Raw genomic sequence first — 25,366 nt, 5'->3', positions numbered from 1 at the left:
CCCGCCCGCGATCAGGGGCGGGGCGGGAAGACCCCCTGCAATGCGATGCAGTAGTTCAACGTGAGGTAAGGCATCATGTTGTTGTGCGGCATCGTCGATCCCGCGGTGCTGACCGCGGAAGCCGGGTTGAGCGTCGTCGTCGCCTGATTGGCGCTGTAGAGCTGGACCTGCGTGATACCGCTCTGAAAATTGCCCTTCTGCCCCTTGGCAAGCTGGGCCCCGTCTGAGGCGGTGACGGTGGCGACCGTGCTCGTGCAGTTCAGGCTGTGGTTGTGGGAGGGCATTTCTTGGGTAAGCAGCGTCACGTTCGGCTCGCCGCCGACCTGGCCGAGGTCGTAATTCGAGAGCCCGGGCCCCTGGCCCTGGCCGATGGCGACGGAGCCTGCGAGATTCGGTAGTCCGAACGTGGACTTGCCGTCGCCGCCATAGTTCGTGCCGAGCAGGGAGAACAGCGCCGTGTTCTGCGATATCGGCATCAATTGCCCGTTGCAGAGCGCCCAGCCGGTCGGGGCGAAATTGTAGGGGAAGATACGGATTTCCGCGACGAAGGGAGATGACATGTCGGGCCTCAGCTCTGGCTCGGAAAAATACCGAAAAGCGAGATAATGTAGTTGAGCGTCAGATAGGGCTGCATGTTGTCATGCGGCTGGTTGCCTCCGACCTGGCTGACGGATGCGGCGCTGATCTGCACCTGATTCGTGCCGTCGAAGGGTTGATAGGCAAACACGGACGCGATGTTGGCCGGGCCCTCGTCGGCAACGATCGTCGAGGACGACGGCGTGCCGGTGGTCCCGGGCTGGCCGGTCGAGCCGACGCGGTGATTGTGGATCGGCAATTGGGTGGTGGTCAGTGTGACACTCTCGGTCCCGCTTCTCTCGCCGATTACATAGGTGTTGCCGGCAAGCGTGCCCTGATGCAGGGGGACGCGTCCCTGCAGATCGGGCAATGCGAAGGTTTGCTGCCCGTCGCCGCCATATGTGGTCCCGATCAGCGTGAACAGCGCGTCGTTCTCCGCAATGGGCATGAGCTGACCCTGACAGAGTGCCCATCCGGCGGGTGCGAAATTGCCGGCAAAGAGACGAATTTCTCCGATATAAGGATCGCTCATCGCACTTCCCTCGGGTCGAACATATGCTTCGGATTTGCTGAAGCCTGGCTGGATGAGATCACCTTACGTCACTCGCTTTTCCCGTTCAATCTAGGGACCGGAGAATAAGGCAAATTTATTCGTGCGAATTGATGAGGGCGGCGTCCGATCGGATGTTGAGGGCTGTATATTTCGTCGGCCAAGGAGCTTTCGACCATCGCCCCGACGACATGGCCCTCCGCCTGACGCGACCGCCGCCAATCGCGTCGATCCCGATATTTGTGGATCGACCTTCGCTGCCCGCATGAAGACAAGCATTCGTCGCCCGCTGCTCCTGCTTGGTGCGCGATATATTTTCCGAACACTTCGGCGGCGATTGAGGGAAAACGTCAGGGATACCTCCGCCTAACGTATGAGTGTCGCCGGAGGTCAAGTATACATCTTTTACTTGTGCCGCTCTGCCAAGAGCGATAATTTGACGCCGATCAGGAGCGCGGGGCTCTCATCCGCAGGTTGAGTCGGCACTGCAGGGCAGCAGTGGCCGGGGCCGTGCCTGAAATGCCTTTTCGCAAGAGGAGTGGCGCCATGGCGGTCACCGGCCAGCTTTGGTATCTGACGCAGGGTGGGAATACGGATGCCCGTCTCGTCTACGTCAATGACGACGGGACGAACCAGACCGTTCACGTCGACAACAGTCCGACCACGGATCTCGTCACGGGGTTCCCTCAGGAGGTCGTCGTCGACTGGGCGGCAGGCATCTACTACGTGCTGGTCAATGGCGGCCCGTCGGGCGACGGCGCCATGCTGCTCATGGGGCAGGTCGGCAGTCCGGCGGCTCCGACCGTGGTCCATACTTTCGCGGCGGACGACATCGTCAACGCGATCCATATCGATCCGATCAACGAACGCCTGTATGTCGGCTACACCGACCTCGATCTCGACCCGAACCAGCAGGGCATCCTCCAGTTCAGCTACAATCCGCTGACAGGCGCGGTCACGGACAACGGCTTCATCGCGACCCAGACGACGGCCAATGTCCAGTCCAGTGTCCCTGGCGGGCTCGACCTGTTCGACGTTCGCGATTTCGACATCGACTACTCGACCAACACGCTCTACTTCGCGCAACTGACCCTCGGCGACGGCTTCGAGTCCAATCTCATCTGGAAGATCGATCTCGACAATCCGACCGCACCCGCGGTGCCGCTGCTCCAGCAGTCGCAGTTTCCGCTTGATGGCGACGGCGTTGATTTCACGACGCTGAACGGCTTCATCTACGATGTCGAGGTCGATTCGAGCCGCGGCCTGGTCTATTTCACCACACAGGAAGAAGAGCCCGGCGGCGGCAGTCCCGGCGAGAGCGCGATCTGGGTGATCAACGGCTCCGCAACGGGGAGCACGCCGGCGACGAAGGTCACGCTCAGCGGGCTGAGCGCCCCGCTCAATTTCTATCCCGGCGACTTCGTGATCGATGAAGCGAGACACATCCTCTATGTCGAGTCCGAGGAAACCGACGATGGCATCGGCGCTGACGATGACGTCATTTATGCATTCCAGCTCAGCGCCGATGGCCTCTCGGCGACGCTGATCGATACCATCACGGTCGGCCTTAACGGCACCGCGGCAAATATCGGCGGCATGACCTTCAATGTGCTCGCCGAGATCGACGGCGTCAACGGAACGTCGAATCCGGCGGTCGAGCAGGTCACCGATCTCACGCTGCTCACCGCCGACCCCACGATCTCCGATCTCGAGGGCGATCATCTCGCGAGCGCGACGGTCGCCATAGGCGGCAGCTTTGCTGGCAGCGGCGATCAGCTTTCGGTCGCGGGCCAGACCAGCGGCCTCGTCGCCGGCACCAACATCACGATATCGATCACCACGGACGGCAGCGGCAACCAGACGCTCAGGCTGAGCGGCTACGACACGCTCGCCAACTACCAGCAGGTGCTCGGAGACGTCCGTTTCGTGGCGGGCGGAGACAACCCCACCAACTATGGCGGCAACACCACCCGCACGATCAGCTGGCAGGTCAATGACGGCGCCGCCGGCGACCCGAGCGGCACGCCGAACGGCTCGGACACCAATCTCAGGACCACGACCATCACAGTCGTCGGGGTCAATGATGCGCCCGACATCACTGTGGGTGGCGGCAACAGCGCCAGCCTGGCGCGAAGCGAGACCAATGCCGGCCTGTCGGGCAGCGGCACTCTGACCGTGGCCGACCCGGATTCGACATCGGTCACCGTGAGTGCAAGCATTGTCGGCGTTACCGGAGACCAGGGCGGCCTGAGCCTCGCGACGCTCGAAGGCTTCTTCACGGCGGGGCCGTCGCCAATCATCAACATCCCCTCGACCAGTGCCACGCAGACCTTGACCTGGACCTTCAACTCGGGCGGGCAGGCGTTCGATTACCTGGCGGCCGGCGAAACGTTGACGCTTCAGTATCAGATCGCCGTCACCGACAATGCCGGGACTCCGCTGGCCGACAGCCAGGTCGTGACCGTCACGATCACGGGCACCAACGACCTCCCTGTCGTCACGACGTCGGGCGGGACGGCGGCTTTCACCGAGGGCCAGAATGTGGCCTCCACGCCTGTCGTCGTCGACGCGGGCCTGACGCTGAGCGACGTCGACGACGCCGCATTGAGCAGCGCAACGGTGTCGATAACGGGTGGTTTCGTATCCGGGCAGGACGAGCTCGCCTTCGTCGCGAATCCCGGGACGATGGGCGACATCGTGCTCGTGAGCTACACTCCCGCGACCGGCGTGCTGACCCTGGACTCGCCCGGTGGCAACGCCACCGTGGCGCAGTGGCAAGCGGCGCTCCGCGCCGTCACCTACGTCAACAGCTCAGACACTCCGAACACGGGCGACCGCACGATCAGCTTCGTCGTCAACGACGGCACGTCCGACAGCCTTGCCGGCACCAGGATGGTAAGCGTCACGGCGGTGAACGACGCGCCTGTCGCGACATTGCCGGCGAACATCGTGGCCAGCGAGGACGTCGCCACCGCCCTGACGGGGATCAGCTTCTCCGACGCCGATGCAGGCAGCGGCAGCGTGACGGTGACGTTGTCGGTTCCTTCCGGCACGCTGGCGGCATCGAACGGCGGCGGCGTGACGGTGGGCGGCACCGCGAGCGCATTGACGCTGACCGGCTCGATCATCAACATCAACACCTTCATCGCCGGCTCGAATGTGACCTTCACCACGGCCGCAAATGCGAGCGGCGACGTGATGCTGACGGTTGGGATCAACGACGGCGGCAACAGTGGCGGCCCTGCCGAGACCGACAGTGGCACGGTGACGATTGATGTCACGGCGGTCAACGACGCGCCTGTGATCACCGCGCCGGCTTCGATCGCGGTCACCGAGGATGTGGCGGCGGCGTTGACCGGCATCTCCTTCGCCGACATCGATGCCGGCGCAGGCTCCGTATCGGTCGAGTTCTCGGTGCCGTCGGGAACGCTTGCCGCCACGGCGGGCGGCGGCGTCCTGGTGGCCGGCTCGGGCAGCGGCACGCTGACACTGACCGGCTCGATTGCCGACATCAACGCTTTCGTCGCCGCTTCGGGCGTCTCCTTCACGCCGTCGCTCGACGCCACGGCCGACGTGACCCTGACGGTCGGGATCAATGACGGCGGCAACACCGGCGTCGGCGGCGCCCTGACCGACACCACCACGGTAGCGCTCGACCTCACCGCCGTGAACGACGCGCCGGTCAACGGCGTGCCGGCCGCTCAGACGACGGACGAGGACACGGCGCTGGTGTTCTCGACCGGCAATTCGAACCGCATCTCGATTTCGGACGTCGATGCCGGCGGCGGGACGGTCCGGGTCACGCTGACTGCATCGAGCGGGCTGGTGACGCTCAACGGCACCACCGGGCTGACTTTCACTGTCGGCAGCGGCGCCAGTGACGGCAGCATGACCTTCGAGGGCACAATCGCGGCCATCAACGCCGCGCTGGACGGCCTCGTCTTCAGCCCGACGCCGGGTTATTCCGGGCCGGCCTCGCTGCAGATCGTCACCGACGATCTCGGCCTTTCCGGCAGCGGCGGCAACCAGACGGATACGGACACCGTCACCATCACTGTGGCTGCTCAGAACGACGCGCCGGTGCTGACGCTGCCGGCAAACGCGACCTTCCTGGAGAACATTGTCAATGCCGCGCCGCAATTGCTGGTGCCGTCGGGCGTCGCTGTCAGCGATGCGGAGGGTTTTGACGCGGGCGGCAGGCTGGCGATATCGGGCATGCTGGCCGAAGACGTCGTTTCGATCCGCAACCAGGGCAGCGGTGCCGGCCAGATCGGCTACAATGCGGCGACCGGCGCGGTGAGTTACGGCGGGGTGCGTTTCGGCACGGCGGCTATGGCCTCCGGCAGCTTCGTCATCGGCTTCGACACGGCCGTTTCGCAGGCCGCGCTGGAGGCGCTGATCGCCAATCTCACCTATGCCAACGCATCCGACACGCCGACGGCGAGCCGGGTGTTGAGCCTGGTGCTGAATGACGGTATCGAGGACGGCGCGCCGGCGACGATCACCGTCGGGGTGACCGCCCAAAACGACGCGCCTTCCGACCTGACCGGCGGTCCGCTGTCGGTCGCGGAACTGGCGGCCAACGGCACGGTCGTCGGGGCCATCGCTGCCGTCGACGCCGATGGGCCGTCGCCCAACGCCTTCACCCTTCTCGACAATGCGGGCGGCCGTTTCTCGATCAATTCGACGACGGGGCAGGTGACCGTCGCCAATGGCCTCTTGCTCGACTACGAGCAGGCGCGGAGCCATCAGGTCACGGTCCAGGTCCGCGACGGCCTCGGCGGGCTGCGCCAGGAGACGTTCACCATCAACCTGACCGACGTGAATCCCGAGACGGCGCTGGGCAGTCCGGGAGCGGACAGGCTCACGGGCGGCAGCGGCAACGACAAGCTGGTCGGCTACGGCGGCAACGACACGCTGATCGGCGGGGCGGGCAACGACACGCTGTTCGGCGGTGTCGGCGCCGACACCATGACCGGCGGCACCGGCGACGACCTCTATTATGTCGACCATACCGGCGACCGGGTGATCGAGCTTGCCGGCCAGGGCTTCGACCGCATCATCGCAACCGGCGTCAGCTATGCGCTGCCGGCCAATGTCGAGTCGCTGGCGCTTGTCGGCTCCGGACTGACCGGGCGCGGCAGTGCCGGCAACGACGTTTTCTACGCCAACGGCGCGGCCAACACGCTGATCGGGCTCGGCGGCAACGACAGCTATGTGGTCAACGCCGCCAGCACGCGTATCGTGGAGACGGCGGGGGGCGGCAGCGACATGGTGCGGGCCAACGGCGTTTCCTATTCGCTGGCCAACGCGGCCAATGTCGAGCGGCTGGAACTCGTCGGCACCGGCCTGACCGGGACCGGCACGGCCGGTGCCGACATGCTGGTCAGCAAGGGCAGCGGCAACGTCCTGCGCGGGCTCGGCGGCAACGACACCTATGCGGTCAATGCCGGCGACACGGTGGTGGAGGCCGTCGGCGGCGGCACCGATCTGGTCTACGCCTCGGTCGGCCACACGCTCGCCGCCAATGTCGAGCGGCTGGTGCTGACGGGAGCGGGCAATTTTAACGGCGCCGGCAACGGGCTCAACAATTTGCTCACCGGCAACAGCGGCGCCAACCGGCTCTATGGCTTCGCCGGCAACGACGTGCTGGCCGGCGGGCTCGGCGCCGATACGCTGTTCGGCGGAGCGGGCAACGACGTGTTCGACTTCAACGCCATCGCCGACAGCCGGGTCGGGGCGGGCAACCGCGACGTGATCGGCGACTTCGCCAAGGGGCAGGACAGGGTCGACCTGTCGACGATCGACGCCAACAGCCTGTTTTCCGGCAACCAGGCCTTCGCCTTCCTCGGCACGGCGGCCTTCACCGGTGCCGGCCAGCTGCGCTACGTGCAGGAGGGCAGCGGCGCCACCGCCAAGACCATCCTGTGGGGCAATGTCGATGCCGGCCTGAGCGCCGATTTCCACGTCGAGTTCAAGGGCCACCTCGCCCTCACCGCAGGGGATTTCGTGCTGTAGGCCAGCAGCGGACCGGCTCCCGCAGGGGGCCGCTGGGACGAAACCCCAAGCGGCTCCTACAGCGTGTCGTGTGAAAGAGAATTCACGCGACACGCTGTAGGTTCTTGATTTGGCGCATGTCTTTCCCCAAACCGGTGTCCACTTTCGGGAGACATGCTTTGGCACGGCGAGACGGGTCGGGCGGCTGTCAGGCCATGCGCAGCTCGAGCCGGAACAATACGTCATATGAAACGGTCGCGCCGAGGAGCGGTGCCGCACGACGGCACCGCCATCAACGTCACACGTCGGTCACAAGCCAAGCACTAGAAGCACGGACGGGGATCGACCGGATGGTGACGCCGCAGCCCGCCGTCAACCGTGGTCGCGCAAGAGGGAGTCTGTTCCATGGTCGACACTGTCGTTCTCGCCGGTACCATCCGCACGGACCGCGTTTCGATGGGAGGGGCCGACACGCTGACGGTCGAGATCGCCGGCGCGCTTTCGGTTTCTGCAAACGCCCAGGCCGTACGCTTCAATGCGCCGACCAGCGGAGCCACCATCGTCAATGACGGCATAATCGAGGCTGTGGGAGCGCAGGCCGAGCCGCGGGCGATCCGCTTCGAGAGCACGGTCGGCGCGACGCTCAACGCCACGATCATCAACAACGCCACCGGAACTATCCGCTCTGCCAATGACGCGATCCAGATACAGTCGGGTGCCGTGACCGGCGGTACGGTGCACATCATCAATTCCGGCGAGATCACTTCCATCGACGGCCAGGCGGTCGATTTCGCGGGCGCGACCGGGACGTTCGTCACCGAACTCGATAATTCCGGTACCATCAGCTCCGTCAACAACGACGCGGTCCGTATCGGCGCGATCGGTCACATCGTCAATTCCGGCACCATAAATGCTGGCACGGCTGCCGCATATGGCGGCAGTCTCGACGGTATCCAGTTCGAGGACGACGCGACCGGAACTGTGGAGAACAAGGGCACCGGCGCGATTTCGGGCGACCGTCACGGCATCAATGTCGGCGAATCCACTGATATCACCGTCATCAACGGGCCCGGCGCCAGCATCACCGGAAGGAACGGATCAGGCGTCGGTTCGGACGGTACCGCGACCGTCATCAACTACGGCGTCATCACCGGGGCCTTCAGCGACAGCATCGGTTCCGACATCAACGGCCCCGGAGGGGGCGGCGTTCCCGATGGCGTCAACGACGGCGACGGCGACGGGGTCGACATCGACTTCGAGGCGACCATCGTCAATTACGGTATCATTCAGGGCACCGGCGCGGGCGGCCATGGCTCGGACGGGCTGGCCAACACCAGCGAAGGCATCGCGGCCGGCGGCGGCACCATCACCAATCACGCAAAGGCTACGATCAGCGGTGTCGGGATCGGTATCCTCGTCGACGACAGCTCGCAGGGCAACGCGCCGTTCGTGACGACCATTGTCAACGACGGTACCGTCTCCGGTGCCGGCAGCTTCGGTATCCGCATCGTCAGCGACCTCGATGACACGATCGACAATGGCGGCACGATCTCGGGAGGCGGCGGAACGGCAATCCAGTTCGGCAGCGGCAACAACACCCTGAAGCTCAGGCAAGGGTCGGTCATCACCGGTCTGACCGACGGCGGGGCCGGCAACGATACCCTCGACTATTCGGCTTTTGGCCGCAGTGTGAAGGTGAACCTCGCAGCCGGTACCGCGACCGGCACGGGAGGCGTCGCCGGCTTCGACACCGTGATCGGCTCGGCGAAGGCCGACGTGCTGATCGGCAGCAGCGGTGCCGAGAGCCTTTTCGGTGGCGCCGGCAACGACTGGCTCTCCGGCGGGGCCGGCGCGGACACGATTTCCGGTGGCGCGGGCAACGATGTCTACTACTACGATCTCGGCGATACCCTCATCGAAGCAGCCGGCGAGGGAAACGACACCGTGATAGCCGGCGCGAGCCTCACCCTCGCCGACAATTTCGAGAACCTCCTGCTCACCCGATCCGGTAACTTCAATGGCAGCGGCAATGCGGCCAACAACACCATTGTCGGAAATTGCGGCGCGAACGTTCTTCTCGGCCTGGGCGGAAACGACGTTCTGTTCGGCGGGGCCGGCAACGACCTGCTGCGGGGCGGGGCAGGCCGCGACCTGTTGAATGGAGGGGCGGGCGCAGACCGTTTCGACTTCGACTTGGTGGCGGACAGCGCGGTCGGAGCGGGCCGCGATGCCATCTACGGTTTCAGCAGATGGCAGGGCGATCGGATCGACCTCCTGGACATCGATGCCAATGTCAATCTCGCCGGCGATCAGGCCTTTGCCTTCATCGGCAGGCACGGCTTTACGGGCGCCGCCGGCCAACTGCGCTTTGCCGGGGGAGTCGTTTCCGGTGACGTCGACGGAGATCGCGTGGCCGATTTCCAGATCCAGGTTCACTCGGTTTCGACCCTGACGGCCACCGACTTTCTCCTGTAGCCTCCGGGCGCCCGAAGCCGCTCGCAGCCGACTGGCGGCGCGCAGTTGCGTCGGCGCGCGGCGGCGCGTATTCCTGCACAATTGAGGGGCCATCTGGCCGCTCCATCGTGCAGGAAAACGCGGGCTTCATGAGTTTCGACTGGTCCCACCTTCGTTTCTTCCTGGCGGTCGCCCGAACGGGGCGGCTGACCGCGGCTGCCGCCCAACTCGCGACCGACCACGCGACGGTCAGCCGCCGCATCGCCGCGCTAGAGCAGGCGCTGTCGGCCAGGCTTTTCGAGCGCTCGCCGAGGGGCTCCGTGCTGACGCCGGCAGGCGAAAGCCTGCTCGCCCATGTCGAGCAGATGGAGAATGTCGCTGCCAGGATCCAGAACGACATCGCCGGCTCCGACCTGGCGCTGAGCGGCGCGGTCCGCATCGGTGCACCTGATGGTTTCGGCTCGTTTTTCCTCGCGCCGAGGATCGGCGAGCTTTGCCGGCGTTATCCGGAACTCGACGTGCAGCTCATCGCCATGCCGCGGATCTTCAGCCTCTCGAAGCGTGAGGCCGACATCGCCATCGGCCTGACCCGGCCGACGGAAGGCCGGCTGGTGGCGCGCAAGCTCACCGATTATCACCTGCATCTTTATGCATCGCGCGCCTATCTGGCCGCGCACAGCCCGATCGAAACGCCGGACGATCTCGCCGACCATCTGATGATCGGCTACATACCCGATCTCATCTTCACGCCCGAACTCGACTATCTGCCGCAGGTTCCGGCCGACCTGAAGGTGCGGTTGACCAGCTCGAACCTGATCGCCCAGATGCGGGCGGCGGTCGCGGGAACCGGAGTCTGCGTCATTCCCGATTTCATGGCTGCCACCGAGCCGGAACTGGCGCCGGTGCTCGCCGACCGCATCACGATCACCCGGACTTTCTGGCTGATCATGCATGCCGATCTCAAGGACACGGCGCGCATCCGGGCCGCCGCGACCTTCATCGGCGAGCAGGTCGAGCGCAATCGCGCATTGTTCATGCCGGGGTGAAGGCGTCTACCGAAAACGACATCGGAGCGCGCGACCGCGCCGGCGATTGAGGCCATCACGATAAGCCAGCTTGCCGCATTGCATGAGTCTGCCGACCTGATATGCGTCCCGGCATCGGCTTCACATCGGGGTATCCCATGATCCGCCATATCGTGCTGTTCAGCGCCAAGGACGAATGCGACGCCGCGAGCATCAGGGACGGGCTCGCAATCCTGACCACCATCCCGCATGCGCTTCGGCTGGAAGTGTCATTCAACCGCAAGAGCGATCCCATCAGCAAGGAGATCGACGTCGTGGTCTATGGCGAGTTCGAAAGCCCCGAGGCGCTGGCCGCCTACAAGGCTCACGGGATCTACGCCGAATCCATCAGGCGTGTGCGTCCCTTGCGCGAAATGCGGTTCGCTGCCGACTATGACGTGGCCGAGGCCGTGACGTCCGCGCCCATCGCCGCCTGAACGCTCAATCCTCGCCCAATGCGCGCGGGCGTGACCTCGACATTGTCGATCAACCGCGTCTGGCCGAGCCAGGCCGCCACGATCAGCCGCGCGGGCCGGTCGAGGCGTCGCATGGGCTTCAGATCCTCTTCCCCGCGCAGTTCGAGATATTCGACCTTCTCGTAACCGGCTGTCATGATCGCGTCATGCGCCTCGGACAGCACACCGTCCACCGGCGCGCCGGCGGCCATGCGCTCGGCCGCCTCGAACAGGATCGCCGCCAGCCGCGGCGCCACCCGCCGCTCTGCCGGCGAGAGCCGGACATTGCGCGAAGAGAGAGCGAGCCCGTCGGCTTCGCGAACGGTCGGACAGCCGATGATCGAGATGGGAATATCCAGGTCGCGCGCCATACGGCGGACAACGTGAAGCTGCTGAAAATCCTTCTCTCCGAACAGTGCGATGTCGGCGCCGCTCTGCAGAAAGAGCTTGGCAACCACGGTCGCCACGCCGTCGAAATGACCGGGCCGGAAGGCGCCGCACAGTCCTTCGCTGACGCCGGTCACCGAAACGGTCGTGGCGAACCCCTCAGGATACATCTCGCTGCCGTCGGGAGCATAGAGCAGGTGAGCGCCGACCGTCGCCAGCTTGGCCGCATCTTCATCTTCCGTGCGCGGATAGGCGGCGAGGTCGGCGGCGCTGTTGAACTGCTTCGGGTTTACGAACAGCGTGACCACCACCCGCTCGGCGCGGGCGAGAGCAGCGCGGACCAGGCTCAGATGCCCTTCATGCAAGGCCCCCATGGTGGGCACCACCGCGACACGGGCGCCGCCGCGTCGCCATTCAGCGACCCTTTCGCGCAGTTCGACGACGGTCCTGACGATGGCTACGCTCATGCGCTTTCTCCCTGCTTGCGGCTCTCGGGCGTATCGCCGAAGACATGCTCGGCCGCCGGAAAGCGGCGCTGGCGCACATCGTCGGCATAGGTGGCGATCGCGGTCTCGGCTTGCCGGCCGAGTTCGGCATAGCGCCTGACGAACTTCGGACGGAAAGCGGTGAACATGCCAAGCATGTCGTCGATGACGAGGATCTGACCATCGCAAGCCGGCGAGGCGCCGATCCCTATGGTTGGAATGGCAATTCTCGCGGTGAGCGCGCGGGCGAGAGCCTCAGGCACCTTCTCCAGAACGACCGAGAATGCGCCCGCATCGGCGACGGCCATGGCATCGCGCGTGATCCGGTCGGCTTCGCCGCCACGCCCCTGCACCTTGTAGCCGCCGAAAGCATTGACCGCCTGCGGCGTCAGCCCGATATGGGCCATGACCGGGATGCCCCGCCCCGTGAGGAACCGGATCGTACCGGCCATGGTCTCGCCGCCTTCGACCTTGACCGCGGCGCAGCCGGTCTCGGCCATCAATCGTGCCGCGTGGCGAAAGGCCTGTTCAGTACTCTCCTCATAGGCGCCGAAAGGCATGTCGACGACCATCAATGCCTGATCGACGCCGCGGCGCACAGCCTTGCCGTGCAGGATCATCATGTCGAGCGTGACGCCGAGGGTGGAGGGTAGACCGTGCAACACCATGCCGACACTGTCGCCGACGAGCACGATGTCGCAATGAGGGTCCACAAGACGTGCCATCGGCGTCGTATAGGCGGTCAGGCAGACCAGCGGCTGTTTGCCTTTGCGGGCCAAGACTTCGGGTGGGGTGACAGCTCTCGCTTCATTGCTCGCGCTCATGGCGCCTCCTTCCCATGCGTCATCCCCCGCGGGGCGTTTGGCACAATTTTGTGCAGTTGCGAAGAGCAAATTGTTCGGGGTGGCCCCGAGGCGTTGACGATAGCCCGGCGGAAGTCCACGGTTCGGCGCAACCACTGATGAGACTTCGCAACGCAATGCAGCACGATACCTCCAGCCCGACCGAGCGGAACCGCGGTTCCGACCAGTCTCACGACGTGAAGGTGGACCTGATCGCCGTGCTTGTCGCCGTCACCGACGGCGAGCCGTGCGCCCTCACCATCGACAAGGCGCATGCCTTGCCGTCCGGTCCCTTTGAACTCGGCCATCGCTCCCTGCAATCGGGCTTGCGGGCGTGGGTCGAGCGCCAGACGGGCCATCCGCTGGGCTACATCGAGCAGCTCTATACATTCGCCGACCGTGACCGAGCCGGCGATGCGCAGCGCGTGATCTCGATCAGCTATCTCGGTCTGACGCGTGAGGAAGGCACCGAGGGCTCGGCGCGGCGGAGGTGGCGGAGCTGGTACGAATATTTTCCATGGGAAGATCACCGCGGTGGCGTGCCGGCGGTGCTCGCCGACATTCTGGCGCCCCGATTGCGCGCCTGGGCCGAGCAGGGCGGCGATGCCGAGATGCGCCACGACCGCTGGCAGCGGGCTGCGATCGCCTTCGGCTTCGACGAGCGCGGCTGGAACGAGGAACTGACGCTGCAACGTTACGAACTGCTCTATGAGGCCGGCCTGGTGGAGGAGGGCACGCGCGGCCGAGAGACCGAAGAAAACCTGCCCGGCCGGGCAATGGTCGCCGACCATCGCCGCATCCTTGCGACCGGGATCGCGCGTCTGCGCACCAAGATCAAATACCGTCCGGTGGTGTTCGAGCTGATGCCCCCCGTCTTCACGCTGCTTCAGTTGCAGCGCGCCGTCGAAGCGCTGGCCGGACGGCTGGTGCACAAGCAGAACTTCCGCCGCCTGATCGAACAGCAGGAGCTCGTCGAGGAGACCGGCGAGACCGCGACCGACACCGGCGGACGACCCGCGAAACTGTTCCGTTTTCGCCATGCCGTGCTGGCTGAACGCTCCATGGCCGGGACCAAGCTGCCCCAGTCGCGCCCCTGACAAAGTGACGTTCCTGACAAATGCTTCTTGACAAGCCTTATGCTCATAGTAAGCATATGCCCCTATTATACTCGTACCGAGCATAATAGGGAGTTGCCATGTCCGTCTCACATTCCAGCGCCGCCGCGCTGTATGAACGCGTGCGCCGTGTCATTCCGCCGGTCGAATGGCCGGTCTTCGAGGACGACATCGAGGCCATCCTTGCGCTGAAGCGTGAGCGCAACGCCGTGATCCTGGCGCACAATTACCAGACGCCGGAGATTTTCCACTGTGTGGCCGACATCGTCGGCGACAGCCTCGCGCTGGCCCGCAAGGCCATGACGGTCGACGCCGATGTCATCGTCCTGGCGGGGGTGCACTTCATGGCCGAGACCGCAAAGCTGCTCAACCCGGGCAAGATCGTGCTGATCCCGGATCTGGGAGCGGGCTGCTCGCTCGCCGATTCGATCACGGCCGAGGACGTGCGCCTCATGCGCAGCCGCTATCCGGGCTTGCCTGTGATCACCTATGTCAACACCTCGGCCGCGGTAAAAGCCGAGTCGGACATCTGCTGCACGTCGGGCAATGCGCTGGCGGTGGTGGAATCACTCGGCGTGCCGCGTGTCATCATGATCCCCGACGAGTATCTGGCCAGGAACGTCGCTGTCCAGACAACTGTCGAGATTGTCGCCTGGAAAGGCCACTGCGAGGTGCATGAGCGCTTCACTCCGGCCGATATCAGGGAGTTGCGCGAAGCGCATCCCGGCGTCGTCGTCCTGGCTCATCCGGAATGCCCGCCCGAAGTGGTCGCCGAGGCCGACTTCGCGGGCTCCACAGCCGCCATGTCCGACTATGTCGGGCGGCACCGGCCGGGCCGCGTGGTGCTGATGACGGAATGCTCGATGAGCGACAATGTCGCTGTTGCCCACCCTGATGTCGACTTCGTCCGGCCGTGCAATCTCTGCCCCCACATGAAGCGCATCACGCTCTCCAACATCCGTTCGGCGCTGGAGCACGATCGGCATGTCGTGACCATCGATCCCGATGTCGCCGCCCGCGCGCGCCTCGCCGTCGAACGGATGCTGGCGGTATGAGCGCCGTCCGGCATGATTTCGACGGGCGCCCGATCATTGTCGGCGGCGGTATCGCCGGGCTGATGACGGCGCTGCATCTTGCTCCGGAGCCGGTCGTGCTCCTGTCGAGGTTGCCGCTCGGCGACGGAACTTCCAGTACGCTGGCGCAGGGCGGCCTTGCCGCCAGCCTCGGCGAGGACGACGATCCCGCGCAGCATCTGGCCGACACGCTGGCCGCAGGCGACGGGCTCTGCGACGTGGAAGCCGCCCGCGGGATCGTCGATGAAGCCCCGGCCGCGATCGCGTCGCTGACACGCTTCGGCGTGCGTTTCGACCGCGCCGGGGAAGGAGCGCTGCAACTGGGGCTCGAGGCAGCGCATGGCCGCCGCCGGATCGTCCATGCTGGAGGCGACGGGACCGGCCGCGAAGTGATGCGCGCTCTCTGCGCCGCCGTGCGCCAAACGCCGTCGATCACGGTGCTGGAGGCTGTCGAGGCGCGCCGTCTGATCGTCGACGAAGGTACCGTCGCGGGCCTGCTCGTCGCCCGTCGAGATGGCCTCTCGGCGTTCGCGACCCGTCGCGTCGTGCTGGCGACGGGTGGTACCGGCGGCCTTTTTCTCGACACCACCAATCCGCTCGGCAACTGGGGGCAGGGCCTCGCTCTGGCGGCGCGCGCCGGCGCCGAGTTCGCCGACCTCGAATTCATCCAGTTCCATCCCACGGCCCTGGCGGGAGCGGCGCGCCCAATGCGGCTGGTCAGCGAAGCGGTGCGCGGTGAGGGCGCCGTGCTGATCGACGAACTGGGCCGGCGTTTTCTCGAACATCTGCCCGGGGCCGAGCTGGCGCCCCGCGACCGCGTGGCGCGCAGCGTCTGGCGGCATCTCGCTGCAGGGCACAGCGTCTTCCTCGATGCTCGTCGGCTATCGGGCGGCGAGTTTGCCCTCCGCTTCCCCGCCATCGATGCATTCTGCAAGGACGCCGGGCTCGATCCGGCTCGTCAGCCCGTTCCAGTCCGCCCGGCCGTTCACTATCACATGGGGGGCGTCGCCACCGACCTCTCGGGCCGAAGCTCGGTCCCTGGCTTGTGGGCCTGCGGCGAGGTCGCCTGCACCGGCCTTCACGGGGCCAACCGGCTTGCCAGCAACTCGCTGTCCGAGGCGGCCGTCATGGCGCGGCGCGTTGCGGAAGACGTGGCGGGGATAGCCGATCGCGTCGGCCGCCCAGCCACTTTCCCAGCGGCCTCGCCGTCACCCGATCCGGGGGCGGTGCGGCCTATCCTGTCCAGCGCACTCGGGGTGACACGCGACGGCCCCGGGCTGGAAAAAGCAGTGGCCACCTTGCTTCGGCTCGTCCAGGGCGGCGGCACGGCGGGCGATCCGGCGGCGGTCGGGCTGATGATCGCCGTCGCCGCACTGAGGCGCGAGGAAAGCCGTGGCGCGCATTGGCGTGACGACTTCCCGCAGACCGACGAGGTGCCGCGCCGAACCCGTCTCGACTTCGACACGGCCGTCAAGGCGGCACGCGCGCTGTCGCACGACAAAACGGCAATACTTGCAAGGAGCGCATGAAGCATGACGCCGCTTCCCGAAATCATTCTCGAACCGCTGGTGCGCGCGGCGTTGCTGGAGGACCTCGGCCGTATGGGAGACATAACAAGTGCGGCGATCGTGCCCGAAGGCCTGAACGCGACCATGGCGATCGTCGCGCGGCAACCCGGTGTCGTCGCTGGGCTGGACGTGGCGATACTCGCCTTCCGTCTTGTCGACCCCGGCATATCACTGCGGATAATGCGGCCGGACGGCGCCGCCGTCGCGCAGGGCGAGACGATCGCGACAGCGGCTGGCCCGGCGCTCGGGCTGCTGGCCGCTGAGCGTACGGCACTGAACTTCCTGTGCCGTCTCAGCGGCATCGCCTCCGCGACAGCCTCGGTCGTTGCGGCCGTCCGGGCATACAAGGCGAAGATCGTCTGCACGCGCAAGACCACGCCGGGCCTCAGGGCCGTAGAGAAATATGCCGTGCGTGCCGGCGGCGGCTCCAATCACCGCTTCGGGCTGGACGACGCGGTTCTCATCAAGGACAACCATATCGCGGTTGCCGGTGGCGTCCGGACCGCGATCGAAAGGGCGAAGGCCTCGGTCGGCCATTTGGTCAAGATCGAGGTCGAAGTCGACACGCTGGCGCAGCTCGATCAAGCGATGGCCGTCGGTGTCGATGCGGTTCTGCTGGACAACATGACGCCGGAGGAATTGCGCCAGGCGGTCGAAATGGTCGACGGCCGCGCGATCACGGAAGCCTCGGGTCGTGTCACGCCGGCCACGGCCCCTGACATCGCCGCATCGGGCGTCGACCTCATCTCGATCGGCTGGCTGACGCACAGCGCGCCGATCCTCGATATCGGGCTGGACTATCGCTCGACTGGCGAAACGGCAGCCTGACGGGGATTAGCTTGCCTGCCTCTTCGCAAAAAAGGCGGCGATGGCGTCCTTCATCTCGGGCGTGCGGCCGGCGATGCCTTGAAGGTCGCGCTCGAGGTCGAGCTGATCGTTCATGCCAAAATCGGTCGCCGCCGTGACCAGGCGCTTGGTCGCGGCGATCGCCGACGGCGTGCGGGCAGCGAGAGTGTCGGCGATCCGTGCTGCCTCGGCGGCGAGTTCGGCATCGTCGAAGACGCGCCACACAAGGCCCCAGGACAGGGCTTCCTCGGCGCTGATGCGATCGCCGAGCAGCATTGCCGGCATGGCGCGGATGCGGCCCGCGGCGCGCGGCAGGAACAGCGTGTTTCCGGCGTCGGGCACAAGCGCGATGCCGACGAAGGGCTCGTAGAAATAAGCCGAGCGTGCGGCGATCACGATGTCCCCGGCGAGCGCGATGCCGACCGCCGCTCCCGCGCATGGACCGTTCACCTGCGACAGGATCGGCAGGCGCGAGTGGCGCATGTGGCGCACAAGGGGATTGAAATGTTGCTCGAGCACCTGGTCCAGTTCGGGCACTTCGCCTGGCTTCACCGTCGAGAGGTCGTAGCCGGCGCCGAAGGCCCGGCCGGCGCCCGTGAAGATCACCGCGCGGATCGTCGTATCGTCCTCGGCGCGGCGGAATGCGTCCAGAAGTTCGTCCGCGGTCTGGTTGCGATAGGCATTGAGCCGGGCAGGGCGCTCGACGGTGATATGGGCGATGCCGCCTTCGTGCCGGAACGAGATGTCGTTGTAGCTGCTCATGATTCTTCCTCCGGCCTTTCTGAGCGTTGCCGATTGTGCCATGCTTTCCATCACGCCGTCACCTGCCGATGGTGCGCTGACCGAGACGCCAGGCGATCTGCGGTACCCTGTCGGCGCCGAAGAACGGCTCTCCGTCGATGATCACGAAGGGCGAGCCGCAAACGCCATCGGCGATGGCCAGATCGACGGCAGCCGCCAGCTTCGCGCGGCCGACAGGCCCGCTCACTGCATCGCGCGCTCCGGCTTCGTCCAGGCCAGACCGGGCCGCGAGACGAGTAATCGCAGCCTCGCTTGTGATATCCTCGCCCTGGGTGAAGAACGCCCGGAAAACGCTACGGCCAAATTCTTTAGCCGCCGAAGGATCGGTGTTGGCGAGGCACCAATAGACGCGTGCAGGCAGATGCGATGAGACCGGCAAGCGATCGGGATGGCGATAGGGAAGGCCGTGGAAAGCGGCGGACCGTTTCATGTCGGTGAAGAAGTAGTCCCGCTTGACCGGCACATCCATGGGCGGCGCGATGCCATGGGCCTTCATGACCGCCCACAGGATGACGGGCCGCCATTCGAGCTCGCGGCCGTGTTCTTCGGCGAGCTTCTCCAGGCCCGGGAGCGCGAAGTAGGCGTAGGGCGAGGCGAAATCGAAATAGATGCGGATCGGCTCCATCGTCAGAACCTGAACACGCCGTAACCCGGTTCGCCGAGCGGCGCGTTGAGCGATGCTGAGATGGCGACACCGAGCGCGTTGCGTGTATCGGCCGGGTCGATGATGCCGTCGTCCCAGAGTTCCGAGGTCGAGTAGTAGGCCGACAACTGCTCCTGATAGGCCTTCCGGGTTTCTTCCCAGAGCCGGTCGACCTCGACCTGGTCGACCACTCCGCCGTTGCGCTTCATCTGGTTGACCTTGACCTCGGCCAGCGTGTTGGCGGCCTGGTCGCCGCCCATGACCCCGATCTGGTGGTTGGGCCAGGTGAACAGCAGGCGGCCGTCGAAGGCGCGCCCGCACATGCCGTAATTGCCGGCGCCGAAGGAGCCGTTGCACATCACGGTGAATTTCGGCACGCGGCTGCAGCTTTGCGCCATGATCATCTTGGCGCCGTCCTTGGTGATGCCGCGGCGCTCATATTCGCGGCCGATCATGTAGCCGGTGATGTTCTGCAGGAACACGAGCGGCGTGGAGTTCTGGTTGCACAGCTCGATGAAATGGGCGCCCTTGAGCGAGGAGTCGTTGAACAGGACGCCGTTGTTGGCGAGGATGCCCACCTTGAAGCCCCAGATATTGGCGAAGCCGCAGACCAGCGTGGTGCCGTAATTGGGCTGGTACTCATGGAAGCGGCTGCCGTCGACGATGCGCGCTATGATCTCGCGCATGTCGAACTGCTTCTTGATGTCGTCAGGCAGGATCCCGTAGATCTCCTCGGGATCATAGGCGGGGTCCTCCGGCGTTTCGCGCTGGCACTCCCATTTCCGCGGCTTTTCCCACTGCGCGACAATCTCGCGGCCGATATGGATCGCCTCTTCCTCGCTGCCGGCCGGATAGTCGCAGGTGCCTGAGACGCTGGTGTGCATGTCGGCGCCGCCGAGTTCCTCCACCGTCACATCCTCGCCGGTTGCAGCCCGCACCAGCGGCGGCCCGCCGAGGAAGACCGCGCCGGTGCCGCGCACGATGACATTGTAGTCGGAAAGCCCGGGAATATAGGCGCCGCCGGCCGTGCAGTGGCCGAACACCAGCGCCAGTTGCTTCACCCCCATCTTCGACAGGATCGACTGGTTCCGGAAGATCCGTCCGGCCATGTGCTTGTCCGGAAAGACCTCGGACTGGAGCTGAAGAAAGCCGCCCGCGGAATCGCACAGATGCACGACGGGAAGCCGGTTTTCCATGGCGATGTCGAGGGCGCGTGCGATCTTCTTTGCCGTCAGCGGATACCAGGCGCCACCCTTGACGGTCGGGTCGTCCGCGCGGATCACGACTTCGCGTCCCGATACGACGCCGATGCCGACGATCGAACTGGCCGACGGAGACTCTCCGCCATAGGCCATGTTGGCGGCGAGCGAGGAGAGTTCCAGGAAAGGCGTGCCCGGATCGAGCAGCTTCTCGATGCGCTCGCGCGGGCGCAGCTTGCCCTGCTTGCTTAGCCGCTCAAGGTCGCGCTGGGGGCGGGCATGGCGAGCCGCCTCCTGCTTCTCTCTGAAGGCTGCTACCAGCCTGCGGTTGTGAGCCTCGTTGCGCCGGAAGTCGCTGTTCGACGTGCTGACGACGGAAGAAATTCTGCGCATGATATCAGGCCTTTCCGGCTTCTTCTTCAAGCCGCGCGATTATCTCGTCCTTCTCGAAGGTCGCGCCTTCCCCGCGCAGGATCTCGGCGACGACCCCGTCGCGCGGCGCCGCCAGCGCCGTCTGCAGCTTCATGCTTTCGATGGTCACGATGGTTTCACCCCGCTTGACGGCATCACCGGCGGACCGGTGGACCGAAACCACCGCTCCGGGCATCGGCGCCTTGATGTGATCCTGGGCGCTGCCGCCGCCTTCGGCTTCAGAACGGGGATCGACAATTCCGGTGAGGAAGGTGCGCCCGCCGAACCGGACGATCTGGCGATCTCCGGCATGGGCCCTGGTGAAATGGAAGGGAATGCCTGCGATCTCGATCGTCTGGCGGCCGTCGCCGGAGTTGCCGGTCAGTGAGATTTCGTGTTCCCGCCCGTCGATCCGCAGGACGAGGTGTGGCCGTCGCCGCACGATTTCGATCGTATGCGGATGGCCGTCGACCGTAAGTTTGAACGCCATCAGTTTCTCCAGTACCCGATGGTGGCGTGCGGCTCGGGCACGTCGAAGGCCATGTCGTGGAATTCGCGGAAGCCCAGCGCGGCGGCAATCAGCGCATTGTCGAGGGTTGCCGTGTCGAGCTCGCCGGCAGCGAGGGCGGACGCATGCTCGGCAACGAAGCCGGTATGCAGGCTGCCGGATCGGAATGCGAAGTGGTCCAGCACCCTCGCGAGATAGTCGGTATTGGTAGTGACCCCAAGCAGAGCGAGTTCGTGGAGAGCGGCGACCGATCGGTCGATCGCCTCGTTCCGATCGCCGCCATAGACGACCAGCTTGGCCAGCATCGGATCGAAGTCGGCGGTGATCTTCTGCCCGTTCTGCAGGGCGTTCTCGAAGCGGATGAACGGCGCTTCTGGCACGCCGAGATATTGGATCGCGCCGGTCTCCGGCATGAAATCGCGCCCCGGATCCTCGGCACAGATACGGCACTCGATCGCGTGACCGGCGATGACGACTTGTTCCTGCGTGGCCGGCAAACCCCGCCCGGCCGCGATCTCCAACTGGGCTCGCACGAGATCCAGCCCGGTGATCATCTCGGTCACGGGATGCTCCACCTGGAGGCGGGTGTTCATTTCGAGGAAGAAGAACCGGCCGTCCGCCCCGAGGATGAACTCGACGGTCCCGGCATTCTTGTAACGCGCGGCTGCGGCGAGCTTCACGGCCGCTGCGCAGATTTCGTCGCGCATTTCAGGCGGAAGGCTTGCGGCCGGCGCTTCCTCGATGATCTTCTGGAAGCGGCGCTGCACCGAGCATTCGCGTTCGAAGAGGTGGATGGCGTTGCCCTGGCCGTCGCCCAGCACCTGAACCTCGATGTGGCGTGGGCGCTCGACATAGGTTTCGGCATAGACCCGGCTGTCGCCGAAATAGCGTTTGGCCTCGCTGGCGGCGATACGGGCGGCCTCCTTGAGCTCCGACGCCGAACGCACGATGTTCATGCCCTTGCCACCGCCGCCGGCCGCGGCCTTGATCAGCAGCGGGAAACCGATCGCCGCCGCCTGGTCGACAAAGGCTTCGATATCGCCGGTCGGCATGACCGAGGGGGCCACGGGGACGCCGTGCGCCTGCGCGAAATTGCGCGCGGAGATCTTGTCGCCCATGAGCCCGATCGTCTCGGCGTCCGGCCCGACGAAGGTGAGGCCGGCCTTGGCGATCGCTTCGGCAAAGCCGGCATTTTCGGAGAGGAATCCATAACCGGGATGAATCGCGTCGGCGCCGCAGGAAAGGGCTGCCGCGACGATCTGGTTCCCGTCCAGATGAGCGGCAACCGGTGTGTCGCCGGCAATCTCGATCGCCTCGTCGGCCGTGCGCACATGGCGCGCTCCGGATTCCACGCGATGATGGATCGCAACCGACGCAATGCCCATCTCGCGCAGCGTGCGGATGACCCGGCAGGCGATCTCGCCGCGATTGGCTATGAGCACTTTCCGGAACGGGGCCGGCGCGAGCGGCGTCTCGGCGCTGGGCGCCACCACATGCCTGGTCATTTGCCGGTTCCTTGCATTGCGCCCTGTTCTTTCCAGCCGGCAAGAGGGCCGCCCGGCACCAGCCAGGCCGCGGGCACACTGACCGGCATGTCCATCAGGATCTGGGCCATCGCCTTGCCCTGCGGGTCGTGCCGCAGCGAGGCGATGCCGCCGCCGCCGAGCCCTTCGTGAAGAAGGAAGTTGAAGGCATCGAGGCCCGGCCATTCGTAACGCTCGACCTTGCCCTTGGCGAAGTGGGCGAGATAGGCACCCACCGTATCGGGCGTCAGAGCCTGCCTCAGGACGGGCACGAATTCGGGGCGCCGGGCCAGCACGCCGATATTGGCGATGTCGCCCTTGTCGCCGCTTCGGCCGTGGGCAAGCGCGACAAGGGGGACGGTCGCGATCCTGTGGTCTCCCGTTTCGTCCGGCGCCGGCAGAGACGGGGCGGAATCGGCATCGCGATCTGGTTTTTCTCCTCGCTCGGGTGATGCCGCCGGGCTGCCGAGGGAGGCTGCCACCGGAATGGCCTTGCCGTCGATCTCCACCTCGACCGGCACGCCGCCTTTCTGGGCGAGGAACGAGAACAGCCGGACGACGGGTTGCGGCTCGGGCCGGCCGCCGGCGAAGCCGGTCAGCCCCTGGGCCATTGCGGTCGCTGCCGGATAAATCTCGCGGCCGAAGATCTGCAGGGCTTCCTTGCTTGGGTGACGCACGGCGATCTTGAGCACGACCTCGCGTGATGTCCGCGCTCTGCTCGATCTGCCATAACTCGCTTCGCCGCCGAGAACCTCGACCGAGGTCTCCGAGAAGCCGGGCAGGCCGGCCTCCTGCATGAGACTTGTCGACCGGGCGAGGATCGCCTTGCCGACCGTCTCGGCCTTCTCGACCGCGTCGCGACCGGCGATCATCATGGTGACGGCGGCGCGATAGCCGTCGGCATAGGTCGCGCTTACCTTGAAGGAACCCGTCGGCGAGCGTCCCCTGGCGCCGGAGACGTGCACCCGGTCCTTGCCCGTCTGCTCCAGCTTCACCCTGGTCCAGTCGCAGGTGACATCAGGGAGCACATAGGCGGCGGGGTCGCCGACCTCGTAGACGATTTGCTCGCCGACGGTCATCGGGCTGACCAGTCCGCCGGTTCCCGCCGGCTTGGTCAGTTCGAATGTCCCGTCGGCGCGGCACTCGGCGATCGGAAAGCCCATATTGTCCCAGCCGGCTGCCGCGTCGCGCCAATCGGTGATGATGCCGCCGGTCGCCTGGGTGCCGCATTCGACGACATGGCCGGCGAGGCTGCCGGCCGATAGCAAATCGTAGTCGCTTACCTTCCAGCCGAATTCATGGATCAGCGGCCCGAGCACGATCGCCGAATCCACGCAACGCCCGGTGAGCACGATGTCGGCACCGGCGTCGAGCGCGGCCGCGATCGGAAAGGCGCCGAGATAGGCGTTCACGCTGGCGATGCGTTCGGGAAGGGCCGCGCCGCTGAACATTTCACATACCCCGACGCGCCGATAATCCTCGATCCGTCCGGAAAGGTCGTCGCCGCGCACCACGGCGATCTTGAGATCCACTCCGGCGGCCTTGAACACCGCGGCCAGCGCATCGCGGCAGGCTTCGGGATTGACACCGCCTGCATTGGTCACGACGCGAATGCGTTTGTCGGCGATCTCCCTGGCCAGCGGTTGCATCACCATGGTCACGAAATCGGTCGCATAGCCGAGATCGGGGCGCTTGGCCTTCATCCTGGCGAGGATCGACATGGTGATCTCGGCCAGATAATCGAGCACGAGATAGTCGATGCCGCCGGCGCGTACGAGCTGACGCGATCCTTCGGGGCTGTCGCCCCAGAAGCCGGCGCCGCAACCGATCCTGACGATCTCCTTCATGGCTGCCTACTCCGCCGTCCATTCAGGTTTGCGCTTGTCGTTGAAGGCCGCGAAACCTTCCCGAGCGTCTTTCGTGCGGGCCATGTTGGCGAGCATGAACTGCGCATATTCCAGCGCGCTGTCGGTCGACATCTCCCGGATCTTGGTCAGCGCCTGCTTGCCGAGCCGGATGCCGGTCGGCGACTTCGTGACGACGCGCTCCACCAGCCATTCGGTCTTTGCGTCGAGATCGTTTGCCGGGACGGCGTAGTTGATGAAGCCGTGGCTCAGTGCCTCGGCTGCAGTGATCGACTCGCCGGTCACGCAGAGCTCCATCATCGCCCGGTAGGGCACGACGCGCAGCAGGTAGGGCAGGATCATCATCGGAAAGAGGCCGACCTTGACCTCGGTGACGCCGAGCAGGGCATCGTCGCGCGCCACGACCATATCGCAGGCGCAGACCAGGCCGAAACCGCCGGCGAGCGCATGGCCGTTGACGCGCGCAATCAGCGGCAGCCGGCAGGCATCCATGCGTCGCAACAGCCGCGCCACATAATGGCGGGGGTCGGCGGCATCGATGGTGAACGGCGTTCCGTCGGCCGCCGGCTGAAGGTCGCCGCCCGCGCAGAAGGCCTTGTCGCCGGTCCCGGTGAGCACGATGGCGCGGATGCTCCGGTCGGCCTCGCCCTGGTCGATCCCGGCGGCGATGCCGAGCGCGACGCTTTCGTTCAGCGCGTTGCGGCGCGCCTCGCGATCGATGACGATGGTCAGCGTGGCGCCCTTGCGCTCGATGCGTACCGGTCCTGTCACTTTCGTCCCTGGCTCCGTTTTGGTGTTTGCTGCGCCCGGTCTCCGACCGTCCTGCGATATAAATGATTTCAATTCATCAGTGATGTCAACTCCTGGGAGTGGCGATAGATCGAGCTGGCTGTATATTTCTTCCTATCTGAACAGTGCAGGCCGAATTTGGCGGCATTGGCCGCGATTTTGCGGTTGACAACCAACCTCTTTCCATTGATGAAGCGTATTCATTACAGATGCGA

The 25,366-nt window shown here is 65.5% G+C and carries 19 protein-coding genes; 8 read left to right on the top strand and 11 right to left on the bottom strand.

The annotated features are described in order from the left end of the window. Window positions 1-11: 11 nt before the first annotated feature. Both JN280_RS26415 and JN280_RS26410 read right to left on the bottom strand, forming a co-directional pair. On the bottom strand, window positions 12-560 hold the full coding sequence (locus JN280_RS26415; RefSeq protein ID WP_202306727.1) for a phage tail protein: 549 nt from the start codon (window positions 558-560) through the stop codon (window positions 12-14). Window positions 561-568: 8 nt separating this feature from the next. After that, on the bottom strand, window positions 569-1,108 hold the full coding sequence (locus JN280_RS26410; protein ID WP_202306725.1) for a phage tail protein: 540 nt from the start codon (window positions 1,106-1,108) through the stop codon (window positions 569-571). A gap of 564 nt (window positions 1,109-1,672) precedes the next feature. On the opposite strand from JN280_RS26410, the gene JN280_RS26405 reads away from it, so the two are divergent. The 4 genes from JN280_RS26405 (at window position 1,673) to JN280_RS26390 (ending at window position 11,078) form a co-directional block, all read left to right on the top strand. Then, the gene (locus tag JN280_RS26405) at window positions 1,673-7,144 is read left to right on the top strand and encodes a beta strand repeat-containing protein (protein ID WP_202306723.1); all 5,472 of its coding nucleotides are present in this window, start codon (window positions 1,673-1,675) and stop codon (window positions 7,142-7,144) included. 384 nt (window positions 7,145-7,528) lie between these two features. Next, window positions 7,529-9,598, top strand: coding sequence for a beta strand repeat-containing protein (locus tag JN280_RS26400; protein WP_202306721.1), 2,070 nt, complete (start codon window positions 7,529-7,531; stop codon window positions 9,596-9,598). A 128-nt stretch (window positions 9,599-9,726) separates the two neighbouring features. After that, window positions 9,727-10,623, top strand: coding sequence for a LysR family transcriptional regulator (locus JN280_RS26395; RefSeq protein ID WP_202306719.1), 897 nt, complete (start codon window positions 9,727-9,729; stop codon window positions 10,621-10,623). 137 nt (window positions 10,624-10,760) lie between these two features. Continuing rightward, window positions 10,761-11,078 carry a Dabb family protein gene (locus JN280_RS26390; protein ID WP_202306717.1) on the top strand — a complete coding sequence of 106 codons (318 nt, stop codon included), beginning with the start codon at window positions 10,761-10,763 and terminating at the stop codon, window positions 11,076-11,078. On the opposite strand, the gene panC is transcribed toward JN280_RS26390, so the two are convergent. Together panC and panB are read right to left on the bottom strand one after the other, a co-directional pair. After that, window positions 11,033-11,950 carry a pantoate--beta-alanine ligase gene (gene panC, locus JN280_RS26385; protein WP_202306715.1) on the bottom strand — a complete coding sequence of 306 codons (918 nt, stop codon included), beginning with the start codon at window positions 11,948-11,950 and terminating at the stop codon, window positions 11,033-11,035. The two genes, JN280_RS26390 and panC, sit on opposite strands and share 46 nt — an antisense overlap. Beyond that, the gene (panB, locus tag JN280_RS26380) at window positions 11,947-12,792 is read right to left on the bottom strand and encodes a 3-methyl-2-oxobutanoate hydroxymethyltransferase (protein WP_202306713.1); all 846 of its coding nucleotides are present in this window, start codon (window positions 12,790-12,792) and stop codon (window positions 11,947-11,949) included. The genes panC and panB overlap by 4 nt, the downstream gene beginning before the upstream one ends. A gap of 155 nt (window positions 12,793-12,947) precedes the next feature. Between panB and JN280_RS26375 the strand changes: the two genes are divergently transcribed. From JN280_RS26375 to nadC, 4 genes are all read left to right on the top strand, one after another. Continuing rightward, the gene (locus JN280_RS26375; protein ID WP_202315050.1) at window positions 12,948-13,907 is read left to right on the top strand and encodes an NUDIX hydrolase; all 960 of its coding nucleotides are present in this window, start codon (window positions 12,948-12,950) and stop codon (window positions 13,905-13,907) included. 98 nt (window positions 13,908-14,005) lie between these two features. Then, window positions 14,006-14,980 carry a quinolinate synthase NadA gene (gene nadA / locus JN280_RS26370; RefSeq protein WP_202306711.1) on the top strand — a complete coding sequence of 325 codons (975 nt, stop codon included), beginning with the start codon at window positions 14,006-14,008 and terminating at the stop codon, window positions 14,978-14,980. After that, entirely contained in the window at window positions 14,977-16,527 is a 1,551-nt protein-coding gene (locus JN280_RS26365) for an L-aspartate oxidase (RefSeq protein WP_202306709.1), read from the top strand. Before nadA ends, JN280_RS26365 begins: the two co-directional genes overlap by 4 nt. A gap of 3 nt (window positions 16,528-16,530) precedes the next feature. Further along, window positions 16,531-17,394: a carboxylating nicotinate-nucleotide diphosphorylase gene (nadC, locus tag JN280_RS26360; RefSeq protein WP_202306707.1), complete on the top strand. Its 864-nt coding sequence runs from the start codon at window positions 16,531-16,533 to the stop codon at window positions 17,392-17,394. Window positions 17,395-17,400: 6 nt separating this feature from the next. On the opposite strand, the gene JN280_RS26355 is transcribed toward nadC, so the two are convergent. Genes JN280_RS26355 through JN280_RS26325 form a run of 7 tightly spaced genes read right to left on the bottom strand, consistent with a single transcriptional unit; the run spans window position 17,401 to window position 25,133 of the window. Then, window positions 17,401-18,174: an enoyl-CoA hydratase-related protein gene (locus JN280_RS26355; RefSeq protein ID WP_202306705.1), complete on the bottom strand. Its 774-nt coding sequence runs from the start codon at window positions 18,172-18,174 to the stop codon at window positions 17,401-17,403. Window positions 18,175-18,232: 58 nt separating this feature from the next. Beyond that, on the bottom strand, window positions 18,233-18,838 hold the full coding sequence (locus JN280_RS26350; protein WP_202306704.1) for a 2-hydroxychromene-2-carboxylate isomerase: 606 nt from the start codon (window positions 18,836-18,838) through the stop codon (window positions 18,233-18,235). A gap of 2 nt (window positions 18,839-18,840) precedes the next feature. Continuing rightward, a complete protein-coding gene (locus JN280_RS26345; RefSeq protein WP_202306703.1) occupies window positions 18,841-20,448 on the bottom strand; it encodes an acyl-CoA carboxylase subunit beta in 1,608 nt (535 codons plus the stop codon). Window positions 20,449-20,452: 4 nt separating this feature from the next. Then, window positions 20,453-20,956 (bottom strand): acetyl-CoA carboxylase biotin carboxyl carrier protein subunit, encoded by a 504-nt coding sequence (locus tag JN280_RS26340; protein ID WP_202306702.1) that lies wholly within the window; start codon window positions 20,954-20,956, stop codon window positions 20,453-20,455. Then, window positions 20,956-22,479: an acetyl-CoA carboxylase biotin carboxylase subunit gene (locus tag JN280_RS26335; protein WP_202306701.1), complete on the bottom strand. Its 1,524-nt coding sequence runs from the start codon at window positions 22,477-22,479 to the stop codon at window positions 20,956-20,958. Before JN280_RS26335 ends, JN280_RS26340 begins: the two co-directional genes overlap by 1 nt. Further along, window positions 22,476-24,344 (bottom strand): acyclic terpene utilization AtuA family protein, encoded by a 1,869-nt coding sequence (locus JN280_RS26330; protein WP_202306700.1) that lies wholly within the window; start codon window positions 24,342-24,344, stop codon window positions 22,476-22,478. Before JN280_RS26330 ends, JN280_RS26335 begins: the two co-directional genes overlap by 4 nt. A 6-nt stretch (window positions 24,345-24,350) precedes the next feature. Then, window positions 24,351-25,133, bottom strand: a complete 783-nt coding sequence (locus tag JN280_RS26325; RefSeq protein WP_202306699.1) for an enoyl-CoA hydratase-related protein — start codon at window positions 25,131-25,133, stop codon at window positions 24,351-24,353. Window positions 25,134-25,366 lie beyond the last annotated feature (233 nt).

Origin of the sequence: Mesorhizobium sp. L-8-10 (assembly GCF_016756635.1) — a bacterium.
Lineage (GTDB): Bacteria > Pseudomonadota > Alphaproteobacteria > Rhizobiales > Rhizobiaceae.
The sequence above is the reverse complement of the archived record's forward strand: the minus strand, read 5'-3'. Positions and strand labels throughout refer to the sequence as shown.

Bases quoted from the DNA above. Each gene is read 5' to 3' on its own strand.
- JN280_RS26340 (WP_202306702.1), bottom strand. From the start codon at position 20,956: ATGGCGTTCAAACTTACGGTCGACGGCCATCCGCATACGATCGAAATC.
- panC (WP_202306715.1), bottom strand. From the start codon at position 11,950: ATGAGCGTAGCCATCGTCAGGACCGTCGTCGAACTGCGCGAAAGGGTC.
- JN280_RS26330 (WP_202306700.1), bottom strand. From the start codon at position 24,344: ATGAAGGAGATCGTCAGGATCGGTTGCGGCGCCGGCTTCTGGGGCGAC.
- JN280_RS26365 (WP_202306709.1), top strand. From the start codon at position 14,977: ATGAGCGCCGTCCGGCATGATTTCGACGGGCGCCCGATCATTGTCGGC.
- nadC (WP_202306707.1), top strand. From the start codon at position 16,531: ATGACGCCGCTTCCCGAAATCATTCTCGAACCGCTGGTGCGCGCGGCG.
- JN280_RS26355 (WP_202306705.1), bottom strand. From the start codon at position 18,174: ATGAGCAGCTACAACGACATCTCGTTCCGGCACGAAGGCGGCATCGCC.
- JN280_RS26375 (WP_202315050.1), top strand. From the start codon at position 12,948: ATGCAGCACGATACCTCCAGCCCGACCGAGCGGAACCGCGGTTCCGAC.
- JN280_RS26345 (WP_202306703.1), bottom strand. From the start codon at position 20,448: ATGCGCAGAATTTCTTCCGTCGTCAGCACGTCGAACAGCGACTTCCGG.
- JN280_RS26405 (WP_202306723.1), top strand. From the start codon at position 1,673: ATGGCGGTCACCGGCCAGCTTTGGTATCTGACGCAGGGTGGGAATACG.
- JN280_RS26410 (WP_202306725.1), bottom strand. From the start codon at position 1,108: ATGAGCGATCCTTATATCGGAGAAATTCGTCTCTTTGCCGGCAATTTC.
- JN280_RS26415 (WP_202306727.1), bottom strand. From the start codon at position 560: ATGTCATCTCCCTTCGTCGCGGAAATCCGTATCTTCCCCTACAATTTC.
- JN280_RS26390 (WP_202306717.1), top strand. From the start codon at position 10,761: ATGATCCGCCATATCGTGCTGTTCAGCGCCAAGGACGAATGCGACGCC.
- JN280_RS26350 (WP_202306704.1), bottom strand. From the start codon at position 18,838: ATGGAGCCGATCCGCATCTATTTCGATTTCGCCTCGCCCTACGCCTAC.
- panB (WP_202306713.1), bottom strand. From the start codon at position 12,792: ATGAGCGCGAGCAATGAAGCGAGAGCTGTCACCCCACCCGAAGTCTTG.
- nadA (WP_202306711.1), top strand. From the start codon at position 14,006: ATGTCCGTCTCACATTCCAGCGCCGCCGCGCTGTATGAACGCGTGCGC.
- JN280_RS26335 (WP_202306701.1), bottom strand. From the start codon at position 22,479: ATGACCAGGCATGTGGTGGCGCCCAGCGCCGAGACGCCGCTCGCGCCG.
- JN280_RS26400 (WP_202306721.1), top strand. From the start codon at position 7,529: ATGGTCGACACTGTCGTTCTCGCCGGTACCATCCGCACGGACCGCGTT.
- JN280_RS26395 (WP_202306719.1), top strand. From the start codon at position 9,727: ATGAGTTTCGACTGGTCCCACCTTCGTTTCTTCCTGGCGGTCGCCCGA.